Raw genomic sequence first — 19204 nt, forward strand, 5'->3', positions numbered from 1 at the left:
TCCCTTACGCCTTCACGCTGTCGCGGATGACAACAACGCCGCCGTTAGGACCAGGGATAGCCCCTTTGATAGCGATCAAATTGTTTTCAGTGTCCACCTTGACAACGGTCAAATTCTGAACGGTAACCTTTTCAGCACCCATGTGTCCGGCGGCCTTCAGGCCCTTGAACACTCTGGAAGGACTGGAGTTGGCGCCCAGAGAACCGCGGTGTCTGGCAACAGGGCCGGTACCGTGGGTTTCCTTCAGTCTCTGGAAGTTCCAGCGCTTGATCGCGCCGGCGTAGCCCTTACCTTTGCTGGTGCCGGAAACATCGACCTTGTCCCCTTTTTCGAAGACGTCGGCCTTGATCAGGTCGCCTACGTTATAGGCGTCTGTGTTGGAGAGTCTGAACTCTCTCAGAGTTCTTTTGGGAGCTACATCCGCTTTCGCGAAATGGCCCTTCAGGGGCTTATTCAAACGGTTCAGCTTTCTGTCGCCGAAACCGACCTGAATTGCCGCATAACCGTCGTTTTCAACCGTCTTCTTCTGCGAAACGACGCAGGGACCGGCTTCTACAACAGTGACAGGGACAACGTTCCCCTTTTCATCGAAGATCTGCGTCATGCCGATCTTCTTGCCAATGATTGCCTTTTGCATGTTTTTTACCTCCTATGCAGGTTATTGGTTGGTGTTTCACCAACATGACCCCAGCCGCTCGGTTGGTCGATTAGAGCTTGATCTCAATCTCGACGCCCGCGGGAAGTTCCAGGCCCATCATCGCCTCTACTGTTTTGTTAGAGGGTCTGAGGATGTCGATCAGTCTTTTGTGGGTTCTCATCTCGAACTGCTCACGGCTGTCCTTGTACTTGTGAACAGCGCGCAGGATGGTGACAACCTGCTTCTCTGTCGGCAGCGGAACCGGGCCGGAAACTCTGGCGCCTGTACGCTTTGCCGTTGCCACGATCTTCTCTGCGGACTGATCCACCAGCTGATGATCGTACCCCTTGATTCTGATCCTGATTTTTTCTTTGACTGCCACGTTGAATCGCCTCCTTGTAAATAGTTGGCGGGCGGCGTTTTTAAAACCTAACACTGTTCCGGGTGTTTCTCCCTAGAACACTAAAAACCGGATTGACTTCGGAAACGAAGTTAATCCGGGAAAGGCACAAAAAAACGTCTGGGCAAAACGGCGCACTCGTGGCCTGTTCTGTCCCAAAATATCTGTCGCCCGGTTTAAAATCGGACATACTCCACGGAAAAACCGGCAAATCTGCCGCAACCTCCCGCTTCATCGCATATCTGTCGCAGTCACGCTTTATTATAATACCATATTCCTTATGGGAACGCAAGAATTATTTTCTCTTTTCTGCAAGAAATTTTTATGTGATTATTATTGAAATCAAACAAAAATTTAGTGAGATACTACGGCGTTCTCCAATTCCTCTTCCGGCAGCTCATACGGCGTGTATCCCTCAGGGTTGGCTTCCACCTTTAAATAGGGCTTCATCTCAAAATACGGTACCACGATCTGATACACATCGCCCAGCGCGTAGGGCACCGGCAGGGAAAAACCGATTCCGTCCGGCGTCATATACACGGAGGTTTCCGCCTTGTTCTGCGCAATGATCTCAGAGGGGAGTGCGTCTACGATCTCTGCCGGAGCGTTGTCGCGCACGGCTTCCCAGATCACCTCATACAGATCCTCGTCATCCTCGAGCAGATCGGACGCAGCCAGCACCTTGCCGGACTGCAGATCGAAATTGACAGCCCTGGTATATTTGCTCGGGTGGGCAGCATCGGAGCGCCCGAATGAAACGGTAAACAGCACACTGACGAAGTCGCCGCTCTGACGCGTCAGCTCGTAATCGGTGCGGATCGTGACCTGTATTACCTGCTTGCTCGAAGCATCCCGCTCCTCCGCATAGCCATTCTGCTCCACGTCGCGCAGCGCCGCTTCCTTCACGGCAGCATTCAGAGCCTCCGAATGCTTCATTCCCAGAAACACCGGATACGCTACCGTATAGTTTTTCCCATTATTTTGAAATTGAAACAGCTCGCGGCGCACTGCCGCGGTTGAAACCTGATCCGAGCTTTCCGGCTCGGAGGATTCGGGAACCGAGAACTCCGACTGAGAGGACTCCGGTGCGGAGACCTCTTCGGAAGAAGAAGGCGCCGAGCTTTGCCCGCCGCGCTCCGCGCAGCCGGTCAGCAGAGAGAACAGCAGCGCAGCAGCGGCCCCTGCCGCAATCAGTCGTTTCATTTCAGCTCCTCCTTTTTTCAGAAGTAGTTTGTTTTTGCCGGATCACAGTTCCCCGGGCAGAAATCATTCGATTGGCAAAAAACAGGGAAGCCCTGTAAAACAGTCCCCAGGGGCCCTGCAGCGAACGCTCACTGGCCAGAATGGAAGTCGGGCCATCCAGAAGCTTGAGGTCTTCCCGTGAATCGATCTCTTTGGCAAATAGAACAGGCTGGGGGAGGCACTGCCGATATTGGGTCCACCCGTGTACCACTGCGGCAGAAGAAAACACCAGCGCAGCCGTTGTACACGCCGTAAGTGGTTTTTTCATGGCCGCCCCACCTTTCCTGCAGATCGCTCTTTCCCGCTGCGCTCGCACCACCAGGCACCCTGAGAAGAAAAGGCGTTTGCAAAGAAGAAGACCAGACGAAAAACAGCCCTTGTCACTCCCTGTCCTCTACCGTCAGTCACAATGATCGAGGTAGGGCCGTCCGCCGAGCCAATCACGCCCACCGCACAGGCATCACGTCCGGCCCAGCGGCTGAGCCGCCACCCAGCCAGCGCAGCAGCAGCCATCGATACAGCCGTTAACATTATCAGAACTTTCCAAAGCTTTTTCATAGGTTTCTCCTTTCTTTCTTCCTTATTCTTCGGTGGATGGAAAAAAGGGAAAGGGATGGCTGGCATCCTCTTTCCCCTTTTTGCGTCGTTTTCCATCGGTTTCGTCCGTTTCGGCGGCAAATGGCTTAATAGGCCTTTCCCCAGTAAACCATCGCTTTGGCTTTCTGCCCACAGCAGACACAGGTCTCCGTAATCTGTTCCTGCTCGAAAGGCATACAGCGGGAGGAAACTCCAGCCAAATCTTTCAGTTTTTCCTCACACTCGGGACTTCCGCACCACATTGCTTTGATAAAGCCGGGCTTCTGGTCCGCCACCTTGCGGAATTCATCCAATGTTTTGACGGTGTAGGTCATGTTTTCGCGGCGACTCAGCGCCGTGTCGTACATGCCCCTGCGAACCGCTTCCAGCTGGTCCAACACAGCCTGTTCGAGGTCGGCCAGAGAAACAAAGCTCTTTTCTCTGTCGGTTCTGCGAACCAGCACGCATTGATCCTTCTCGATATCCTTTGGGCCGATCTCCAAACGGATCGGTACCCCTTTCATTTCATACTGAGCAAACTTCCAGCCAGGCGACTGATCACTGTCGTCGACCAGAACGCGGCAAACCTTTTTGAGCCTTTGCTCCAGTTCTCTCGCCTTTTCCAGAACGCCTTCCTTGTGCTGAGCCACCGGCACGATCACAACCTGAATCGGTGCGATCGCAGGGGGCAGAACCAGGCCGTCGTTATCTCCGTGGGTCATAATGATTCCGCCGATAATGCGGGTGCTCAATCCCCAGGAGGTCTGGTGAGGGTAGCAGACAGAATTATCCCTGCCCTGGAACGTGATGTCAAACGCTCTTGCAAATCCGTCGCCGAAATAATGGCTGGTACCGGATTGCAGCGCCTTGCCGTCGTGCATCATGGCCTCAATGGTATAAGTCATTTCCGCGCCGGCAAACTTTTCCTTGTCGGTCTTTCTTCCCTTGATCACCGGGATCGAAAGCTCGTTCTCGCAAAGCTCCGCGTACACCCGCAGCATCTGCTCGGTTTCGGCCTTGGCCTCTTCCGCCGTTTCGTGCATGGTGTGTCCCTCCTGCCAGTGGAATTCCACCGAGCGAAGGAACGGGCGTGTGGTTTTCTCCCACCGCACCACAGAACACCACTGGTTATAGAGCTTTGGAAGATCGCGCCAGGATTGAATTTTACGCGCGTAATAATCACAGAACAGGGTTTCGGAAGTAGGCCGCACGCAAAGGCGCTCGGGAAGCTCCTCGCTGCCGCCATGGGTAACCCACGCGACCTCGGGCGCAAAGCCCTCTACGTGATCCTTTTCCTTCTGGAGCAGGCTTTCCGGAATAAACAGCGGCATTGCAACGTTCTGATGCCCCAGCTCCTTAAAGCGCTTATCCAGAAGATCGCGGATGTTCTCCCAGATGGCCCAGCCGTACGGTTCAATCACCATGCAGCCGCGCACGCTGGAATAATCCATCAGCTCCGCTTTTTTCACAATATCTGTGTACCATCTGGCAAAGTCTTCCTCCATGGGAGTAATGGCCTCTACCAGTTTCTTTTGTCCGGCCATGATTTGCTTGCTCCTTAAATTACTGCTTTTCTTTTTTGCCGCCGGTCAGCTTATCAAGGCCAACGATCAGCACGTAGATCAGCACCATTACGATAAAAATACCCAGCATTCCTTTACCCATCAGCTCAAGAGAATGCTCAATATTCTCAGTGGTCACTTCGCCAATAATGCTCTGGAACGCAACTGCCAATGTAGTCAAATTCATAATAAAAGTCCCTCCTTAAGCCAAAAATACTTTCGCCAGGGACAGAATGATACCGCCGGCTACAACGGAACCGATCTGGCCTGCAACGTTCGCGCCAACAGCGTGCATCAGCAGGTGGTTCTGGTTGTCCTCTTTCAGCGCCATCTTCTGGATCACGCGGGAGGACATCGGGAACGCGGAGATGCCGGCGCCGCCAACCATCGGGTTGATCTTCTTGCCCTGGGGCAGGAAGATGTTCAGGACTTTTGCGAACAGGACTCCGCCGATGGTGTCAAACACAAAGGCAAACAGACCCAAAGCCATAACGATCAACGTACCCACGTTCAGGAAACGGTCTGCCTGCATGGTGAACGCGATGGTGATGCCCAGGAAGATCGTGATCAGGTTTGCCAGCGGGCCCTGCGCTGTCTGAGACAGGCTCTCGAGGCGACCGCTCTCACGGATCAGGTTACCGAACATCAAAAAGCCTACCAGCGCTACGGAATCGGGAGCGATCATGCCCGCGATCAAAGTAACGATGATGGGGAACAGAATCTTGGTGGTCTTGGTAACGGACTTCGGGTTATAGGGCATGCGGATCATGCGCTCTTTTTTGCTGGTTACCAGCTTGATCGCCAAGGGCTGAATCACCGGCACCAAGGCCATGTACGAATACGCCGCAACGGCAATTGCACCCATGTAAGCGCTGCCCAGTGTCTGGGAAACGAGGATGGAGGTCGGGCCGTCAGCAGCGCCGATCACACCGATGCTCATGGCGTCCTTCAGCGGGAAGCCGAGCAGAACCGCCAGCACAACAGTCAGGAAGATACCGAACTGAGCCGCGCCGCCGAACAGAAGCATCCGGGGGTTGGAAAGCAGGGGTCCGAAATCGATCATCGCGCCGATACCGACGAACAGCAGAAGCGGAAACGCCTCAGAAGTTTCGATACCGGCCTGGAACAACCAGGTAACAATACCCGGCGCTCCCTCAACAGTGGTATGGCCGGCAGCGTCGACAACAATGTTGCCGAGCACGCCTGGAAGGGGAAGGTTTACGAGGATTGCACCAAAGCCCATGGGGAGCAACAGTGCAGGTTCAAAATCCTTTTCAATTGCAAGCCAAATGAGCAGCGCTCCAACTACCCACATGACCAGCATTTTCGGGTTGGCGGCCATAGTCTGCACGCCGTCAACTAAAAAGCTGAATTCATTCAACGATTTTTACTCTCCTTTTGAAAATATTTTATTTTCCATGCTAACTCCATACATTATATCGGCTTCCTTTGTGATTTTCAAGTCAAAAGACTAAAAAATCATAAAAAAACCGCTGTGCAGGGCACAACGGCTTTCATTTTTTGTAGATTATACAGTTTTAACCATTTTTTTGCTGATTTTATACAGTCTTAAACATGCTCTTCAATGTATTTCACAAGTTCCCCGACTGTTTTAATGTTATCGATCTCCGTATCGGGAATCTCGATTTCAAATTCATCTTCGATCGACATCAGCAGGTCGACCACATCCAGGGAATCCGCGCCCAGGTCATCCACCACGGATGTGTCTAAAGTAATGGAGTCCTCCTCAACATCAAACTGCTCGCTGAGGATCGCCTTTACCTTCTCAAAAACCATCCTTTTTCCTCCTTACCGAATAAAGTAAAAAATGATTGCGCTCGGTTTGCAATCAAGAATATTGTATGCTACAATTTCCCTACCCACATATTATTAGCAATCTTTCTCTTTGTCAATAGGAATTATAACATTCCTAATTATTTCTTTTCAGAGGGGTTTCCAAATGAAAAAACGTCATTTCGGCCTGATCGGGTTTCCGGTGGGCCACACCATGTCGCCGTTCATCCACGGCGAGCTGTTCCGCCTTGCGGGGATCGACGCGGACTACACGGTGTTCTCCGTTTCTCCGGAGGGGCTTGCGCAGCCCGAAGAGAAGGAGCGCCTTCTCGGGCTGGACGGCTTTAATGTGACGATTCCTCATAAGCAGGCGGTCATGACTCTGCTGGGAAAAATCGACGAAAAAGCGGCGGCGTTTTCCTCGGTGAATACTGTCAAGAACGAGAACGGATGCCTTTGCGGCTTCACCACCGACGGGGAGGGCTTTCAAAAGTCTCTTCGCGCCGCGGGAATCCCCATGGGAGGGAAAAACCTGATTTTGGGCAGCGGGGGCGTTTCGCGTGTGATGGCTTTCGAGCTGGCCGACGCCGCCTATTTCCCCGATCTGACGATCTGCGTGCGGGAAAGCGGTCTTTCTTCCGCCCGCAAGCTGGCGGACACCCTGACCGAGCACCTGCGCCGGGAGCAGAAGGATTTTTTGGTGCGTGTCTGCCGCTACGACGAGCTTGACCCGGCCGAATCGTATGATCTGGCCGTGAACGGCACGCCGGCGGGCATGCACCCGAACACCCATACTATTCCCCCGCTTCCGGCGGAATTATACCAAAATATTTCCGCCGTTTTCGATGCGGTGTACAATCCGGAAGATACCTTGTTCCTGCAGACAGCCCGGCGCGCCGGAGCTGTGGCCGTGGGCGGCATGGATATGCTCGTGTGGCAGGCGGCTGCGGCGCAGCGCATCTGGTACGGTGCGGAGTTCGATCCGCAGCGCGTGGCCGAAATCAGCCGCAGCGCCATTTTGGAAATGAACCGCATGTTCGGCGGAGCAAAGGAGTGACGCGGATGAGCGGCAACATTGTTCTGTGTGGCTTCATGGGCAGCGGGAAAACAACGGTCGGACAGGTTCTGGCACAGAAAAGCGGGCGGCGCTTTTTCGATCTGGACCAATATATTGAACAGCGGCAGGGAAAAACCATTTCTCAGATTTTTGCCGACGAGGGCGAGCAGACCTTCCGTCGGCTGGAAACGGAAGCCGCGCGGAAGCTTTCCTCACAGAAAGATCTGGTCATCGCCACCGGCGGCGGCGCGGTTTTAAGAGAAGAAAACGTGGACATCCTGCGCCAAAACGGCGTCATCGTGCTGCTGGACGCTTCCCTCGATACGCTGGAGCGCCGCCTTGACGGCGTGAGCGACCGGCCGCTTTTGCAGCGGGATGACCGGCAGGAATTTTTGCGCGCGCTGTATGCCAAAAGAATGCCCTTATACCGCGCCGTAGCGCAGCTTTGCGTGGATGCCGACCACGACCCCGATACGGTCTCAGAACAAATTTTACAAAAAGCTGAACTTTTTTTCGGCGAAAACACTTGACAAATTTTTTAAGATTGTTTATCATGAACGCAAGTTGAAAACGAAAATCGGAGGAATCTCTTTCATGGACGTTATTCGTAACAGTGTGCGATTTACAAGCTTTGGCTATCCCCGCTATTATTTTGCGTGGGATTTTTTCGCATGCTCCGAATACTGCCGTGACTGTTTCCGTCGGTCTGAATTTACTTCTTGCACAGGGCGTACCAAACGCCGCTAATTTTTGCAGGGTAATATTAGAAGGGACGAAGCTGCCTGGCAGCCTCGTCCCTATTTTTTTACCCAAATTCAATACAGGAGGGTACTATTATGATCATCGTATTAAAACCGGAATGCACAAACGATCAGCTGGAACAATTCATTGAGAGGCTGACCAGCCATTACGACCTTCAGGTGAACACCTGGGTAGGCACCCAGAGAACCGTTCTTGGCCTGATCGGCGATACCTCCATCGTAGACATGGACTATATCGCTGCGCAGGACCTGGTGGAAAGCGTAAAGAGGGTGCAGGAGCCGTACAAGAAGGCAAACCGCAAGTTTCATCCGGACAATACGGTGATCACCCTCCCCGGCGGACAGAAAATCGGCGACGGCTCGCTCACCCTGATTGCCGGCCCCTGCTCTGTAGAGGGCGAGGAACAAATTTGCGGCATCGCGGAACGCGTAAAGACTGCGGGCGCCAAGTTCCTGCGCGGCGGCGCGTTCAAGCCCCGCACCTCCCCATACTCCTTCCAAGGCATGAAGGCCGAGGGTCTCGAGCTTTTGAGTGAGGCAAAGAAGAAAACCGGCCTGCCGATCGTCACCGAGATCATGCGCGTTTCACACCTTGAGCTGTTCGAGGACGTCGACATCATTCAGGTGGGCGCACGCAATATGCAGAACTTCGAGTTGCTCAAAGAGCTCGGCAAGATCAACAAGCCCATCCTGTTAAAGCGCGGCCTTTCCAGCACGATTGAAGAGCTGCTGATGAGCGCAGAATACATCATGGCGGGCGGCAACGAGCAGGTCATCCTCTGCGAGCGGGGCATCCGCACCTTTGAACCCTACACCCGCAACACACTGGATATTTCCGCCGTGCCGGTGCTCAAGAAGCTCTCTCATCTGCCGGTCGTCGTAGACCCCAGCCACGCAGGCGGCATCGCCTGGCTGGTAGAGCCGCTGGCGATGGCCGCAGTGGCTGCCGGAGCCGACGGCCTGATCATCGAAGTGCACAACGACCCGCCGCACGCGCTTTCCGACGGCGCACAGTCTTTGACGCCCGACCAGTTCGACAGGGTTTCCTCCCGCCTGTTCGAGGTGGGCAAGGTATTTGGCAAAACACGATAATGCGGCAAACGGCCGCACCGGCCGAACGATTTGGCAAGGAGAGTGTGAACTTTGCAATCAACACCACACACCGGCCGACGCGCGCCGGAAGAACGAAATCCTGACGAGCTCGATATCGTCATTGTCGGGCTGGGGCTGATCGGCGGCTCTTTGGCCAAAGCTCTTTCGCGGAGCCGCCGCCACCGGGTCACCGGAATCGACCAGAACCCGGAGGTAATTCGGCAGGCGCTTCTTTGCGGCGCGATTTCCGCCGAGGCGGACGACGGCGCGCTTTCTCGTGCCGACCTGATCCTTTTATGCTGCTACCCGCAGGCCTGCATCGACTTTGTGCAAAAGAAAGGCGCGCTGCTCGGGGGCGCGCTCGTGAGCGACACCTGCGGGGTGAAGGGATATATCTGCCCCGAGCTGACGGAGCTTGCCCGCGAATTCGGCTTTACCTTCGTCGGCGGCCACCCGATGGCGGGAAAGGAGCAGAATGGCTTTGCGGCAAGCGAGGCCGGCCTGTTCGAGGGGGCAAGCTACCTGCTGATCCCCTGCGGGGCGCCGGACGAGGCCGTGGCGCTGATGGAACACCTGGCCCGCTCAGTTGGTGCGGCCCGCACCATCGCCACCACACCGGAGCACCACGACGAAATGATCGCGTTTACCTCTCAGGTGCCCCACGCGCTGGCCTGCGCATATGTGATGAGCCCGCTGTGCCCAGAGCACCCCGGTTATTCGGCAGGCAGCTACCGCGACGTTTCCCGCGTGGCGCGGATCAACGAAACCCTTTGGAGTGAACTGTTCCTGGAAAACCGCGAGCCTTTGACCCGCGAAATCGATACCCTTCTCGGGCATCTGACAGAACTCCGGAACGCTGTGGCGGAAAATGACCGCGAAGCACTTCGCGGCCTACTGCGGCGGGGCCGGGAGATTAAGGAAAGGCTGGGAGAATAAATGGAACTGACGATTCATACCTCAAACCCTTATCAGATTCTGATTCGGCGCGGCTGCCTGAATCAGTTGGGAGAACAGGCAAGCGCTCTGTTCCGCGAGGGCGGCCGGGCCATGATCATTACCGACAGCAACGTTGGCCCGCTGTACGCCCGGCGTGCGGCGGATTCCCTGGCAAAGGCGGGCTTTGTACCCGATGTTTTCACCTTCCCCGCCGGAGAAGAGAGCAAGCGTCTTTCCACCATTGAACAGATTTATGCGGCCATGGCCGAGCAGAAGATGACCCGCACCGATTTCATCGTGGCGCTCGGCGGCGGTGTCACAGGAGACATGGCCGGCTTTGCCGCCGCCACGTTCCTGCGCGGCATCGGCTTTATTCAGATTCCCACCTCGCTGCTCGCGCAGATCGATTCCTCCGTCGGCGGCAAAACCGGCGTAGACCTGCCGCAGGGCAAAAATCTGGTGGGCGCGTTCCACCAGCCGCGCCTGGTACTGATCGACCCCGACACGCTCGCCACTCTGCCGCCCCGCTTTTTCTCGGACGGCATGGCTGAGGCCATCAAATACGGCTGTATCAAAAGCCGCCAGCTGTTCGAGCTGATCCGCGACAACGATCTGTCAAAAGACCCGAAGGTGCTCGAGCAGATGATCACCGAGTGCGTAGACTGTAAACGCCGTGTGGTGGAGGATGACGAATTCGACACCGGCGAGCGCATGCTGCTGAATTTTGGCCACACGCTGGGGCATGCCCTGGAAAAGCACTATGCGTTCGGAAAGCTGACCCACGGCGAAGCGGTGGGCATTGGTATGGTGAAAATTTCCTGTGCAGGTGAGGCGCTTGGCCTGACAAAATCCGGCACTGCAGAAGAAATCTCTGCTTTGCTGCGGCAGTACCATCTGCCCACAGAGGACGACGCGCCGGCGGAAAGTCTGGCAAAAGCCGCCGCAATGGATAAAAAGGGAATGGGCGGCACGCTCAACCTGATTCTTCTGCGTGAGATCGGCCAATCCTTTGTGCATCCCATTCCGAAGCAAGAGCTTCTTCCTATTATAATAAAGGAAAAGGAGGGGCACGCATGAACCGAGCAATCATATCCCCTGCCCGGCTATGCGGCTCCGTGACAGTTCCCCCCTCCAAAAGCGCCGCACACCGCGCGATTTTCTGCGCCGCACTGGCCCGGGGTGAAAGCCGGCTGTATCATGTGGCGGATTCGGAGGATATGCGCTCCACGCTGGGCGCGATTCAGGCGATGGGCGTAGAGGTTCGCCGAGAGGGCGATGCCCTCATCGTCAACAGCAGCGGAAAATGGGAGGACGAGGCCGAGATCGACTGCGGGGAATCCGGTTCGACCCTGCGCTTTCTCATTCCCATACTGGCGGCACTCGGCATCCGCGCCGAGCTGACCGGCCGGGGTCGACTGCCGTATCGCCCGCTGAATACCTATCTCGAATGCCTGCCGCCCCATGGCGCCGTGCTCCAAAGCGAGGGCGGACTTCCGCTTTCGGTTGATGGCGGCCTGATTCCCGGTGAGTACACGCTGCCGGGGAACATCAGCTCCCAGTTTATCACAGGGCTGCTGCTGGCGCTCCCGCTTCTGCCGGGCGACAGCCGCATCCGTCTGACCACCCCGCTCGAATCCGCCGGGTACATCGATTTAACGCTGGCGGTGCTGCGCGATTTCGGCGTGGAAATCCGAACTGTCCAGAACGGCTGGGATATTCCCGGCTGGCAGCAGTTTCAGCCGCGCGATTACACCGTGGAGGGCGATTGGTCTCAGGCGGCGTTCTTTCTTGCGGCAGGTGCGCTCGGCGGCGAGCTTACGATTCACGGTCTGCGCCGCGACTCCGCGCAGGGCGACCGGGAATCTGCCGCGCTGTTCCAGCGCTTCGGCGCGCAGATCGGCTGGCAGGGCGATATACTGACCGTATCGGGTGCGCCGCTTCGCGGCATTGAAATCGACGCCGCGCAGATTCCCGACCTGGTACCGGTGCTGGCGGCCACCGCCGCGCTGGCCGAGGGGCGCACCGTCATCACCGGCGCCGCCCGCCTGCGATTAAAGGAAAGCGACCGCCTGGATGCGATGACGAATGCTCTTTTGATACTCGGCGCAAAAATCACCCAGCAGCCTGACGGGCTTGTGATCGATGGGGTATCACAGCTTTCACCCGGCAGCGTTGATGGCTGCAATGACCACCGGGTCGTAATGGCAGTGGCCATCGCCGCACTGCGGGGAACCTCACCCACCATCATCACCGACGCGCAGAGCGTCGCAAAATCATATCCTAATTTCTTTGAGGAATACAACCGGTTAGGGGGAAAAGCCAATGTCATCTAGCTTCGGGGACTCTGTACGAATCAGCATCTTCGGCGAAAGCCACGGCGAGGCCATCGGCGTGGTGCTCGATAATCTGCCCGCAGGCTGTTCCATTGATGAGAAGCAGCTCGCTTTGCAGATGGCGCGCCGCGCGCCTGGGCGTGATCTGGCCTCCACCCCTCGCAGCGAGGGTGACCGTGTCCGCATTGTCAGCGGGCTGCTGAATGGCAAAACCACTGGCGCGCCGCTGTGCGGAATGATTGAGAACACCAACACCCGCTCCTCCGATTACGAGAGTCTGCGGGTTTTGCCGCGCCCCGGCCACGCGGATTACACCGGGGCCGTGCGCTACAACGGAGCGAACGATGTGCGCGGCGGCGGGCATTTTTCAGGTCGGCTGACCGCTCCGCTCACCTTTGCGGGCGCGGTGTGCCGCCAGATTCTTTCCGTACACGAAATCCGCATCGGCGCGCACGCTCTGCGCATTGCGTCTGTAACGGACACAGCCTTTGACCCTGTGGAGGTTCCGGACGCTCTGCTGGAGCGCCTTTCCACAGAATACTTCTCCCTGATCGACCGCTCTGTCGAAGCCGCCATGCGGCAGGAGATAGAGGCGGCCCGCAAATTTACCGACAGCGTGGGCGGCGTGGTGGAATGCGCCGTCACCGGGGTTCCCGCGGGCATCGGCTCGCCGATGTTCTACGGCGTGGAAAATGTGCTTTCCTCTATTCTGTTTGGCGTTCCCGCCGTAAAAGGCGTGGAATTCGGAGACGGCTTTGCAGCCGCTTCTCTGCACGGCAGCGAAAATAACGACGCCTTCACCGCCGAAAACGGTCAGGTGAAAACCCGTACCAACCATTGCGGCGGGATTCTTGGCGGCATCACCACCGGCATGCCTCTGATCCTGCGCGCGGCGTTCAAGCCCACTCCCTCCATTGGCCAGGAGCAGAACACGGTGAATCTAAACACTCTGCAAAATGAGCCGTTGGTTGTTCATGGGCGGCATGACCCGTGTATCGTTCCCCGCGCGATTCCGGTAGTGGAAGCCGCGGTAGCGGTGGGACTTGTCAATTTGATGGCGGAAAGAGGGCGACTGTGATGACACTCGAGGAAATCCGAACAAAAATCAACGAGATCGACGATCAACTGCTGCCTCTGCTCACGGCTCGCCTCGACTGCGGACGTGAGGTAGCAGCGGTCAAACAGAAATCCGGCGGCCCGGTACTCAATCCTGATCGCGAGCGCGAAATTCTCGACCGCATGGAGAGCCGCGCCGGAGAATACGGCAGAGAGGTTCGGGTCATCTATGCCGCGTGCATGGAGGCCAGCCGCTCGTTACAGCACCGACTGCTCGGCAGCGGAGAGGATCTGCGCGCCCTGATTCAGAGCGCAAGAGACCGACTCCCGTCCGGTGGGCGTATTGCCTGCCAGGGCGCCGAGGGAGCCTATTCACATCAGGCGGCACTGCGACTGTTTCCGGAGGGGGAGCTCAGCTTCTCCCACGCATTCGGCGATGTATTCGAGGCGCTCCGGCAGGGCACGGCGGATTTTGGAATCCTTCCCGTTGAAAATTCCTCCGCAGGCTCTGTCACCGAGGTGTACGACTTGATTTTAAAGTACCGCTTTTTCATCGCGGCAGCGACCACGGTAAAAATTGATCACTGTCTGGCTGTTCCAAAGGGTACACGGCGTGAGGAGCTGAAAACGGTGTACTCCCACCCGCAGGCACTGGCCCAATGCTCGGAATATCTGAATAACAACGGCCTTTCGGCCGAGCCGTTCAGCAACACAGCAGCCGCGGCGAAAATGGCTGCACAGCAGGGCGGCAGCATCGGGGTGATCTGTTCGCAGCAGGCGGCGGAGACCTATGGCCTGACCATTCTAGACCATGACATCCAGAACTCCCACAGCAACTGCACCCGCTTTGTGGCGGTGTGCCGCGGCCCGATCATCCCGCCGGATGCGCAGAAGATCAGCCTGTGCTTTTCCCTGCCGCACACCACCGGCTCACTCTCCGGGGTCTTATCGCGTTTTGCAATCCACGGCCTGAATCTGACGAAAATCGAATCCCGGCCGCTCGCGGACAAAAACTTTGAGTATGATTTCTATCTGGATTTTTCCGGCAATGTGCATGAGGCCGACACACTGGACTTGATTGCCGCCTTGTATGAGGAGCTTCCCCGCTTTTCTTTCCTGGGAAATTACCGGGAGCTGGAAGCTGCTCCCTGAGCTCTCTATATATAATGAAAAAGAGCATTCTTCCTACCGGGATTTCTTCCGCAGAGAGAATGCTCTTTTCAATTCATGCTATCCACAGTATCCTGATCTGCGGTCTGCTCCATAAAACACAAACCGGAATCTCCGGCAAAAAAATTTCTACATAAAAAAATTTAATAAAACACCAAATAGACATTGGGGTAAGGCTCCTTGATGTTTGATACGTCTATTTGTTCAAAACTTGCCAATATCTCTTTCAGATCATCCTCCGTGTAGGAACCCTGCCAGACACAAAACCGTTTGATTTCCCCGTCAGTTTCATGCGTTGAATGCACCGCATACTCCATTTTGGACTGCTCGCCGCCAGTTTCAACATTTCCAATCATAGACCAAGGTGTTCTTTCTACCACATAATATTGACTCTCGGATTTTTTTCCGATAATGACCTTTGCAATACTTTTTTCACCGGGATGATATACAACAGAAAGGATGCTTCCGGTATGAAACGTCACGCTGTCCAGAACCACGATTAGATCCCGATCATCTTCTGTAAAAGAGGACCGTATCGCTAAGTCGGGACGATCAAAATAGTCTGTAGTATCCTCCGGTGTACAAGCAGACAGTACTCCTAAAAGAAGAAACACGCCTGCAATTAGAATAGAATGAACCTTTTTAAGGAGCGACATAGTATACCCCTTCTGCAAATTCACCTACTTTTAATATCACTTTTCCACTTGCATCTTTAGTAGAAAGCAACTTAGAATGTAATCCCGTATCATCCGTTTTCCACTTTTCTATTTTTCCAGCCGTATTTCTTATTTTAGGCTTAAAGTAGACTCTTCTCACTTGATTTTTCGCTACTGCAAAAGTCGTGCCAAAGTTTTCGTTAGTAGATACACTCTTGGCGTAACTGGTTCCTAATTTTGCTATGATTGAGTTAATATCAGATGAGGTTAGAGAAGCCGAAAATGTACTCGTTACACCCCTGCTTTGTCCGTAGTTTATCGTAGCAGGTCCTCTCACTTGCGGGGTTACTGCAATGGGCGTACCGTAACCGAAGGAATAAGAACTTTCAACATACTTTTGATACGTGTATACCCCCGCTCTTGGCTGAACCGCAGCATCAGCAGATACAGCCCCTGCTGATATGCATGCAATTACTGAGCACAAACAAAAGCACATCAATCGTTTTTTCATCTTTAGCAACTCCTTATCTAATTATTAAATATATTATATCTATAACAAATAAAAACTCAACCCATAAATGGGAAAATGTGCTATTTATATTTTAAATATCCATTATCATAATCAATGATAACCTTAAGTTTTTTAGCAAAAGAAAATCCGGCTACAAATCCGCCTGTACGTTAGGAATCAAAAAGCAAGCATCCCCGCCCCAGGCGCCTGCCCGGAACGGAGATGCTTTGTTTTTATTGTGTGAAAACGCCCACTCAGCCCTTCGGCGGAACAGATGTATCCTTCAGTCGGACAACCAGCTCAATCTCGCAGGGAGCGTTGCCGGGAAGTGAGGCAACCCCTACCGCACTGCGGGCTGCACAGCCGTGCGTGCCGAAAACGGATACAAAAAGGTCGGAAGCGCCGTTGCCGATCTTGGCGTGGTCTGCAAAGCCGGGCTCCGTGTTAAGAAACACCGTCAGCTTGACGATATCCGCCACATTGTCGAGTCCGCCGGCGTAATAGTCGACAATCGTCAGGCAATTCAGTGCACAGGTCTTCACGGCCTCATATGCCTGCTCCTCGCTTACCTCTACGCCGACCTTGCCGGTCATAATCAATTTGCCGCCCTGCTTCGGGGTCTGGCCGGCGGTGAAAATAAAATCTCCCGTGCGGATGGCGGGGGAATAGTTGGCGGCGGGCGGGTTAAAGCCCGGTAGCTCAATTCCTATTTCTTTCAGCTTTTCCGTAACGCTCATCGTCATTCTCCTGTTCTAAAAATAGAAGTATCATAAAGCAATTGATTTCAAATGGAATCAAAACCCCTGTGGGTTTTCTGAAAAACGCTCAATTCTCCCCAAACAAGGGCAAAAAATGCATGTCATTGATTCAATGGTCCAGCCACTGTGCGGATGTTACAGTGACGCCAAAAACGACAGCTCGGTGTTGCCGCCGGACAGCAGGAAGCAAACCTTCTGCTCCGGCTCAAAGCGGATATTTCCCTCCAGAACGGCGCCTATGGTGATAGAGGAAGCCGGTTCCGCAACGATCTTGCCTTCGCTGCTCAGAAAGTGCGCCGCCTTGGCAATGTATTCCTCACTGGTGGATACCACCTGGTCAACATACTTCTGTACCAGCGGGAAGTTGTTCTGGCCCGGCTGGGTAACCAGCAGCGCATCCGCCAGAGAAGCGGCTTTGGGCAGGCTGACCCGCTCACCGGCCTCAAGGCTCTTGGAATAGCGCGCGACGACCGCAGGTTCCGCTCCGATGACCTTAACGGAAGGTTTCTCACCCTTTGCGCCGATGGCCACGCCCGAAACAAGCCCGCCGCCGCTGACCGGCGTCATGATCACGTCTACGTCCGGCATCTGGCGAACAATCTCTACACCGCAGGTACCCTGGCCCGCGATGATCGCTTCATCATCATACGGCGGAATAAAGATATAACCGTACTTGTCCACCAGGCTCTGCGCCAGCGCCTGACGGCTGTTCAGCTCGCACAGCAGAACCTCTGCCCCCAAGCCTTTGATCTCGTTAATCTTGATTTCCGGCGCGGTGTCAGTAAGGACTACCGTCGCCTTCACGCCCAGCATTTTGGCGGCGTACGCAACTCCGATGCCGTGGTTGCCGGAAGAAACTGCCACGACTCCTTTTGCCAGCTGATCGGGCGTAAGGGACAGAAATTTATTCAGAGCGCCTCTGAGCTTAAAGGAATGAGTTTTCTGCATATTTTCCGCTTTTACATAGACCTGACAACCGAGGGTTTCATCCAGATTCTGCAGCCGGATCACCGGTGTTTCGTAAAGATATTTACCAATCCGTTCTTTTGCCAGGGCGACATCCTGTGCTGTTACCATATTGAATCTCTCCATTCATTTTTTAATTTAGTTCATCCTCTGCTTTCAGGCATACTTTCATAACCTTACCATACCATATGGCAGAGCGGCGGGCAAATTCTTTTTTCTATAACATCCTATATCAAAAATCGTATTTAAGTGAAATTTTCTGCTCCATACAAAACAAGATCGGACTTCTGCCATATGCAACCGTAAATTGCGGAAATTCCAGCTTGCAGCGGTGTACTTCCCGTTTACTGCATGATAAGATAAGCATATTAAGAGGAGGAATACACATGCAGACAGGAGAAAAAATCGCTTTGCAGAGAAAGCGTCTGGGCTTGTCTCAAGAAGACCTTGCATTAGAATTAAAGCTCTCCCGCCAGGCGGTATCCCGCTGGGAAACCAATGAAGCAACGCCCGGTACAGAGAAAATCATTCAACTCAGCCGATTATTTCAAGTCTCTATCGATTATCTGCTGCTGGAGGAACAGGAAACGCCGGATATGGAAACTGTCCGATCGGCCACATCCCAACCGGAAGGGGATACACAGCGACGGAGCAAAATGCGTCAAAGAAGAATTACGTTCGGCGGCTGGCTCTGCGCAGCCAGTTTGTTTCCTTTCATGATTTCCATTGGTGCGGCGACCGGGTGGATGTTACGCCACAATTGGTACTATGCAGATAAAGGCGCTTTTCTCACCGGAGTTATAGAAAGCGGGAAAACGATTCCATTTGGTATTGGGGCTTTTTTACTGGTTGTGGGAGGAGTTATTCTCGGCGCAGAGTACCTGTACGGACAAAAGTAATTTTGCCCGGTAACCCAGCCCATCTTTTGCTGATTGAAATATGGTGAAGAAAACCGGCCGTCGACAGATGAAAAACGGGCTATCCATACAGATAGCCCGTTTGCTGTTTGATTGAAACCAGGGCATGTGCGTACACACTCCGCCCTCAACGAAAATCTGAAATCAGTTCAGAATCGCCAGCTCGGTGTCCTTATCAAAGATATGGCACTTCATCATATCCAGCGCGATGTTGGCTTTATCGCCGGGCTTCGCGGTGGAAGCGGGATCTACGCGAGCGGTGAGGGAATTGCCCTCGCAGTTAAGGTACAGGTAGATTTCCGCACCCATCAGCTCCGTTACCTCTACGTCCGCGGTAGCCAGGCTATCCTGCGATTTCGCGAGGAACTGGGGCTCGTCATGAACATCCTCGGGACGAACACCGAAAGTAACGGTCTTGCCGATATATTCATCCAGAGAAGTCCCCTCTGTTTTGGACTGCGGAATCTTCACGGTCGTCTTGCCAAAGGTCAGCGTGTACTGTGCGCCGTCCTTGCCGAGAACCGCATCAAGGAAGTTCATCTGCGGCGAACCCATAAAGCCGGCCACAAACTCGTTGACCGGGCGCTCATACAGATTCTGGGGCGTATCGACCTGCTGAATGAAGCCGTCTTTCATCACAACGATGCGGTCGGCCATCGTCATCGCTTCGGTCTGGTCGTGCGTAACATAGATAAAGGTGGTACCGAGGCGCTTATGAAGCTTCGCGATCTCGGTTCTCATCTGGGCGCGCAGCTTTGCGTCCAGGTTGGAGAGCGGCTC

General features: G+C 54.5%; 23 protein-coding genes. 9 read left to right on the forward strand and 14 right to left on the reverse strand.

The annotated features are described in order from the left end of the window. Window positions 1-4: 4 nt before the first annotated feature. The 9 genes from rplC to acpP all read right to left on the reverse strand — a co-directional run bounded on the left by rplC (window position 5) and on the right by acpP (window position 6214). Window positions 5-637, reverse strand: coding sequence for a 50S ribosomal protein L3 (rplC, locus tag HMPREF1141_RS14300; protein ID WP_009065765.1), 633 nt, complete (start codon window positions 635-637; stop codon window positions 5-7). A gap of 70 nt (window positions 638-707) precedes the next feature. Then, on the reverse strand, window positions 708-1019 hold the full coding sequence (rpsJ, locus tag HMPREF1141_RS14305) for a 30S ribosomal protein S10 (protein ID WP_009065628.1): 312 nt from the start codon (window positions 1017-1019) through the stop codon (window positions 708-710). 372 nt (window positions 1020-1391) lie between these two features. Continuing rightward, entirely contained in the window at window positions 1392-2240 is an 849-nt protein-coding gene (locus HMPREF1141_RS14310) for a DUF3298 and DUF4163 domain-containing protein (RefSeq protein WP_009065747.1), read from the reverse strand. 1 nt (window position 2241) lies between these two features. Next, window positions 2242-2547 carry a hypothetical protein gene (locus HMPREF1141_RS14315; RefSeq protein WP_009065725.1) on the reverse strand — a complete coding sequence of 102 codons (306 nt, stop codon included), beginning with the start codon at window positions 2545-2547 and terminating at the stop codon, window positions 2242-2244. Further along, complete coding sequence (locus tag HMPREF1141_RS14320; protein WP_009065599.1) at window positions 2544-2837, reverse strand: hypothetical protein; 294 nt, start codon at window positions 2835-2837, stop codon at window positions 2544-2546. The genes HMPREF1141_RS14315 and HMPREF1141_RS14320 overlap by 4 nt, the downstream gene beginning before the upstream one ends. A 125-nt stretch (window positions 2838-2962) precedes the next feature. Next, complete coding sequence (proS, locus tag HMPREF1141_RS14325; protein ID WP_009065566.1) at window positions 2963-4399, reverse strand: proline--tRNA ligase; 1437 nt, start codon at window positions 4397-4399, stop codon at window positions 2963-2965. 19 nt (window positions 4400-4418) lie between these two features. Continuing rightward, the gene (locus tag HMPREF1141_RS14330) at window positions 4419-4604 is read right to left on the reverse strand and encodes an OadG-related small transporter subunit (protein WP_009065598.1); all 186 of its coding nucleotides are present in this window, start codon (window positions 4602-4604) and stop codon (window positions 4419-4421) included. A 15-nt stretch (window positions 4605-4619) separates the two neighbouring features. Beyond that, window positions 4620-5741 (reverse strand): sodium ion-translocating decarboxylase subunit beta, encoded by a 1122-nt coding sequence (locus HMPREF1141_RS14335; RefSeq protein WP_081488026.1) that lies wholly within the window; start codon window positions 5739-5741, stop codon window positions 4620-4622. Window positions 5742-5986: 245 nt separating this feature from the next. Then, window positions 5987-6214, reverse strand: a complete 228-nt coding sequence (gene acpP, locus HMPREF1141_RS14340) for an acyl carrier protein (RefSeq protein ID WP_009065587.1) — start codon at window positions 6212-6214, stop codon at window positions 5987-5989. 163 nt (window positions 6215-6377) lie between these two features. Here acpP and HMPREF1141_RS14345 point away from each other — a divergent pair, with 163 nt between their 5' ends. From HMPREF1141_RS14345 to HMPREF1141_RS14380, 8 genes are all read left to right on the forward strand, one after another. After that, window positions 6378-7268 carry a shikimate dehydrogenase gene (locus tag HMPREF1141_RS14345; protein WP_009065544.1) on the forward strand — a complete coding sequence of 297 codons (891 nt, stop codon included), beginning with the start codon at window positions 6378-6380 and terminating at the stop codon, window positions 7266-7268. 5 nt (window positions 7269-7273) lie between these two features. Next, window positions 7274-7798: a shikimate kinase gene (locus tag HMPREF1141_RS14350; protein WP_009065656.1), complete on the forward strand. Its 525-nt coding sequence runs from the start codon at window positions 7274-7276 to the stop codon at window positions 7796-7798. 306 nt (window positions 7799-8104) lie between these two features. Next, window positions 8105-9121 carry a 3-deoxy-7-phosphoheptulonate synthase gene (gene aroF, locus HMPREF1141_RS14355; RefSeq protein ID WP_009065505.1) on the forward strand — a complete coding sequence of 339 codons (1017 nt, stop codon included), beginning with the start codon at window positions 8105-8107 and terminating at the stop codon, window positions 9119-9121. Window positions 9122-9172: 51 nt separating this feature from the next. Then, entirely contained in the window at window positions 9173-10057 is an 885-nt protein-coding gene (locus tag HMPREF1141_RS14360) for a prephenate dehydrogenase (RefSeq protein WP_009065603.1), read from the forward strand. Next, window positions 10058-11134 (forward strand): 3-dehydroquinate synthase, encoded by a 1077-nt coding sequence (gene aroB, locus HMPREF1141_RS14365; protein WP_009065722.1) that lies wholly within the window; start codon window positions 10058-10060, stop codon window positions 11132-11134. Continuing rightward, window positions 11131-12390 carry a 3-phosphoshikimate 1-carboxyvinyltransferase gene (gene aroA, locus HMPREF1141_RS14370; RefSeq protein ID WP_035317195.1) on the forward strand — a complete coding sequence of 420 codons (1260 nt, stop codon included), beginning with the start codon at window positions 11131-11133 and terminating at the stop codon, window positions 12388-12390. Before aroB ends, aroA begins: the two co-directional genes overlap by 4 nt. Further along, window positions 12380-13468 carry a chorismate synthase gene (aroC, locus tag HMPREF1141_RS14375; RefSeq protein ID WP_009065709.1) on the forward strand — a complete coding sequence of 363 codons (1089 nt, stop codon included), beginning with the start codon at window positions 12380-12382 and terminating at the stop codon, window positions 13466-13468. Before aroA ends, aroC begins: the two co-directional genes overlap by 11 nt. After that, window positions 13468-14598, forward strand: coding sequence for a bifunctional chorismate mutase/prephenate dehydratase (locus tag HMPREF1141_RS14380; RefSeq protein WP_009065716.1), 1131 nt, complete (start codon window positions 13468-13470; stop codon window positions 14596-14598). The genes aroC and HMPREF1141_RS14380 overlap by 1 nt, the downstream gene beginning before the upstream one ends. 161 nt (window positions 14599-14759) lie before the next feature. Here HMPREF1141_RS14380 and HMPREF1141_RS14385 read toward each other — a convergent pair whose 3' ends face one another. The 4 genes from HMPREF1141_RS14385 to HMPREF1141_RS14400 all read right to left on the reverse strand — a co-directional run bounded on the left by HMPREF1141_RS14385 (window position 14760) and on the right by HMPREF1141_RS14400 (window position 17618). Beyond that, window positions 14760-15272, reverse strand: coding sequence for a hypothetical protein (locus HMPREF1141_RS14385; RefSeq protein ID WP_035317196.1), 513 nt, complete (start codon window positions 15270-15272; stop codon window positions 14760-14762). Beyond that, the gene (locus tag HMPREF1141_RS14390) at window positions 15259-15783 is read right to left on the reverse strand and encodes a hypothetical protein (protein WP_035317197.1); all 525 of its coding nucleotides are present in this window, start codon (window positions 15781-15783) and stop codon (window positions 15259-15261) included. The genes HMPREF1141_RS14385 and HMPREF1141_RS14390 overlap by 14 nt, the downstream gene beginning before the upstream one ends. A 254-nt stretch (window positions 15784-16037) precedes the next feature. Then, window positions 16038-16520, reverse strand: a complete 483-nt coding sequence (locus tag HMPREF1141_RS14395) for a RidA family protein (protein WP_009065678.1) — start codon at window positions 16518-16520, stop codon at window positions 16038-16040. Window positions 16521-16676: 156 nt separating this feature from the next. Then, a complete protein-coding gene (locus tag HMPREF1141_RS14400; RefSeq protein WP_009065561.1) occupies window positions 16677-17618 on the reverse strand; it encodes a threonine/serine dehydratase in 942 nt (313 codons plus the stop codon). 275 nt (window positions 17619-17893) lie between these two features. Here HMPREF1141_RS14400 and HMPREF1141_RS16935 point away from each other — a divergent pair, with 275 nt between their 5' ends. Beyond that, window positions 17894-18406 (forward strand): helix-turn-helix transcriptional regulator, encoded by a 513-nt coding sequence (locus HMPREF1141_RS16935; RefSeq protein WP_009065710.1) that lies wholly within the window; start codon window positions 17894-17896, stop codon window positions 18404-18406. A 162-nt stretch (window positions 18407-18568) separates the two neighbouring features. Here HMPREF1141_RS16935 and HMPREF1141_RS14410 read toward each other — a convergent pair. Beyond that, window positions 18569-19204 (reverse strand): ABC transporter ATP-binding protein (locus tag HMPREF1141_RS14410; RefSeq protein WP_009065534.1); only part of this gene is annotated, 636 nt, incomplete at its 5' end.

It is taken from the genome of Clostridium sp. MSTE9 (genome assembly GCF_000277625.1).
In the GTDB taxonomy this organism is placed as follows: Bacteria; Bacillota; Clostridia; order Oscillospirales; family Acutalibacteraceae; genus Faecalispora; species Faecalispora jeddahensis.

What these genes read in the sequence shown, in the direction of transcription:
- HMPREF1141_RS14395 (WP_009065678.1), bottom strand. Translation starts at nt 16,520, where the DNA reads ATGAGCGTTACGGAAAAGCTGAAAGAAATAGGAATTGAGCTACCGGGC.
- HMPREF1141_RS14400 (WP_009065561.1), bottom strand. Translation starts at nt 17,618, where the DNA reads ATGGTAACAGCACAGGATGTCGCCCTGGCAAAAGAACGGATTGGTAAA.
- proS (WP_009065566.1), bottom strand. Translation starts at nt 4,399, where the DNA reads ATGGCCGGACAAAAGAAACTGGTAGAGGCCATTACTCCCATGGAGGAA.
- HMPREF1141_RS14345 (WP_009065544.1), top strand. Translation starts at nt 6,378, where the DNA reads ATGAAAAAACGTCATTTCGGCCTGATCGGGTTTCCGGTGGGCCACACC.
- aroA (WP_035317195.1), top strand. Translation starts at nt 11,131, where the DNA reads ATGAACCGAGCAATCATATCCCCTGCCCGGCTATGCGGCTCCGTGACA.
- HMPREF1141_RS14385 (WP_035317196.1), bottom strand. Translation starts at nt 15,272, where the DNA reads ATGTCGCTCCTTAAAAAGGTTCATTCTATTCTAATTGCAGGCGTGTTT.
- aroC (WP_009065709.1), top strand. Translation starts at nt 12,380, where the DNA reads ATGTCATCTAGCTTCGGGGACTCTGTACGAATCAGCATCTTCGGCGAA.
- aroB (WP_009065722.1), top strand. Translation starts at nt 10,058, where the DNA reads ATGGAACTGACGATTCATACCTCAAACCCTTATCAGATTCTGATTCGG.
- HMPREF1141_RS14350 (WP_009065656.1), top strand. Translation starts at nt 7,274, where the DNA reads ATGAGCGGCAACATTGTTCTGTGTGGCTTCATGGGCAGCGGGAAAACA.
- HMPREF1141_RS14320 (WP_009065599.1), bottom strand. Translation starts at nt 2,837, where the DNA reads ATGAAAAAGCTTTGGAAAGTTCTGATAATGTTAACGGCTGTATCGATG.
- HMPREF1141_RS14330 (WP_009065598.1), bottom strand. Translation starts at nt 4,604, where the DNA reads ATGAATTTGACTACATTGGCAGTTGCGTTCCAGAGCATTATTGGCGAA.
- HMPREF1141_RS14310 (WP_009065747.1), bottom strand. Translation starts at nt 2,240, where the DNA reads ATGAAACGACTGATTGCGGCAGGGGCCGCTGCTGCGCTGCTGTTCTCT.
- HMPREF1141_RS14390 (WP_035317197.1), bottom strand. Translation starts at nt 15,783, where the DNA reads ATGAAAAAACGATTGATGTGCTTTTGTTTGTGCTCAGTAATTGCATGC.
- HMPREF1141_RS14335 (WP_081488026.1), bottom strand. Translation starts at nt 5,741, where the DNA reads ATGCTGGTCATGTGGGTAGTTGGAGCGCTGCTCATTTGGCTTGCAATT.
- HMPREF1141_RS14380 (WP_009065716.1), top strand. Translation starts at nt 13,468, where the DNA reads ATGACACTCGAGGAAATCCGAACAAAAATCAACGAGATCGACGATCAA.
- acpP (WP_009065587.1), bottom strand. Translation starts at nt 6,214, where the DNA reads ATGGTTTTTGAGAAGGTAAAGGCGATCCTCAGCGAGCAGTTTGATGTT.
- rplC (WP_009065765.1), bottom strand. Translation starts at nt 637, where the DNA reads ATGCAAAAGGCAATCATTGGCAAGAAGATCGGCATGACGCAGATCTTC.
- aroF (WP_009065505.1), top strand. Translation starts at nt 8,105, where the DNA reads ATGATCATCGTATTAAAACCGGAATGCACAAACGATCAGCTGGAACAA.
- HMPREF1141_RS16935 (WP_009065710.1), top strand. Translation starts at nt 17,894, where the DNA reads ATGCAGACAGGAGAAAAAATCGCTTTGCAGAGAAAGCGTCTGGGCTTG.
- HMPREF1141_RS14315 (WP_009065725.1), bottom strand. Translation starts at nt 2,547, where the DNA reads ATGAAAAAACCACTTACGGCGTGTACAACGGCTGCGCTGGTGTTTTCT.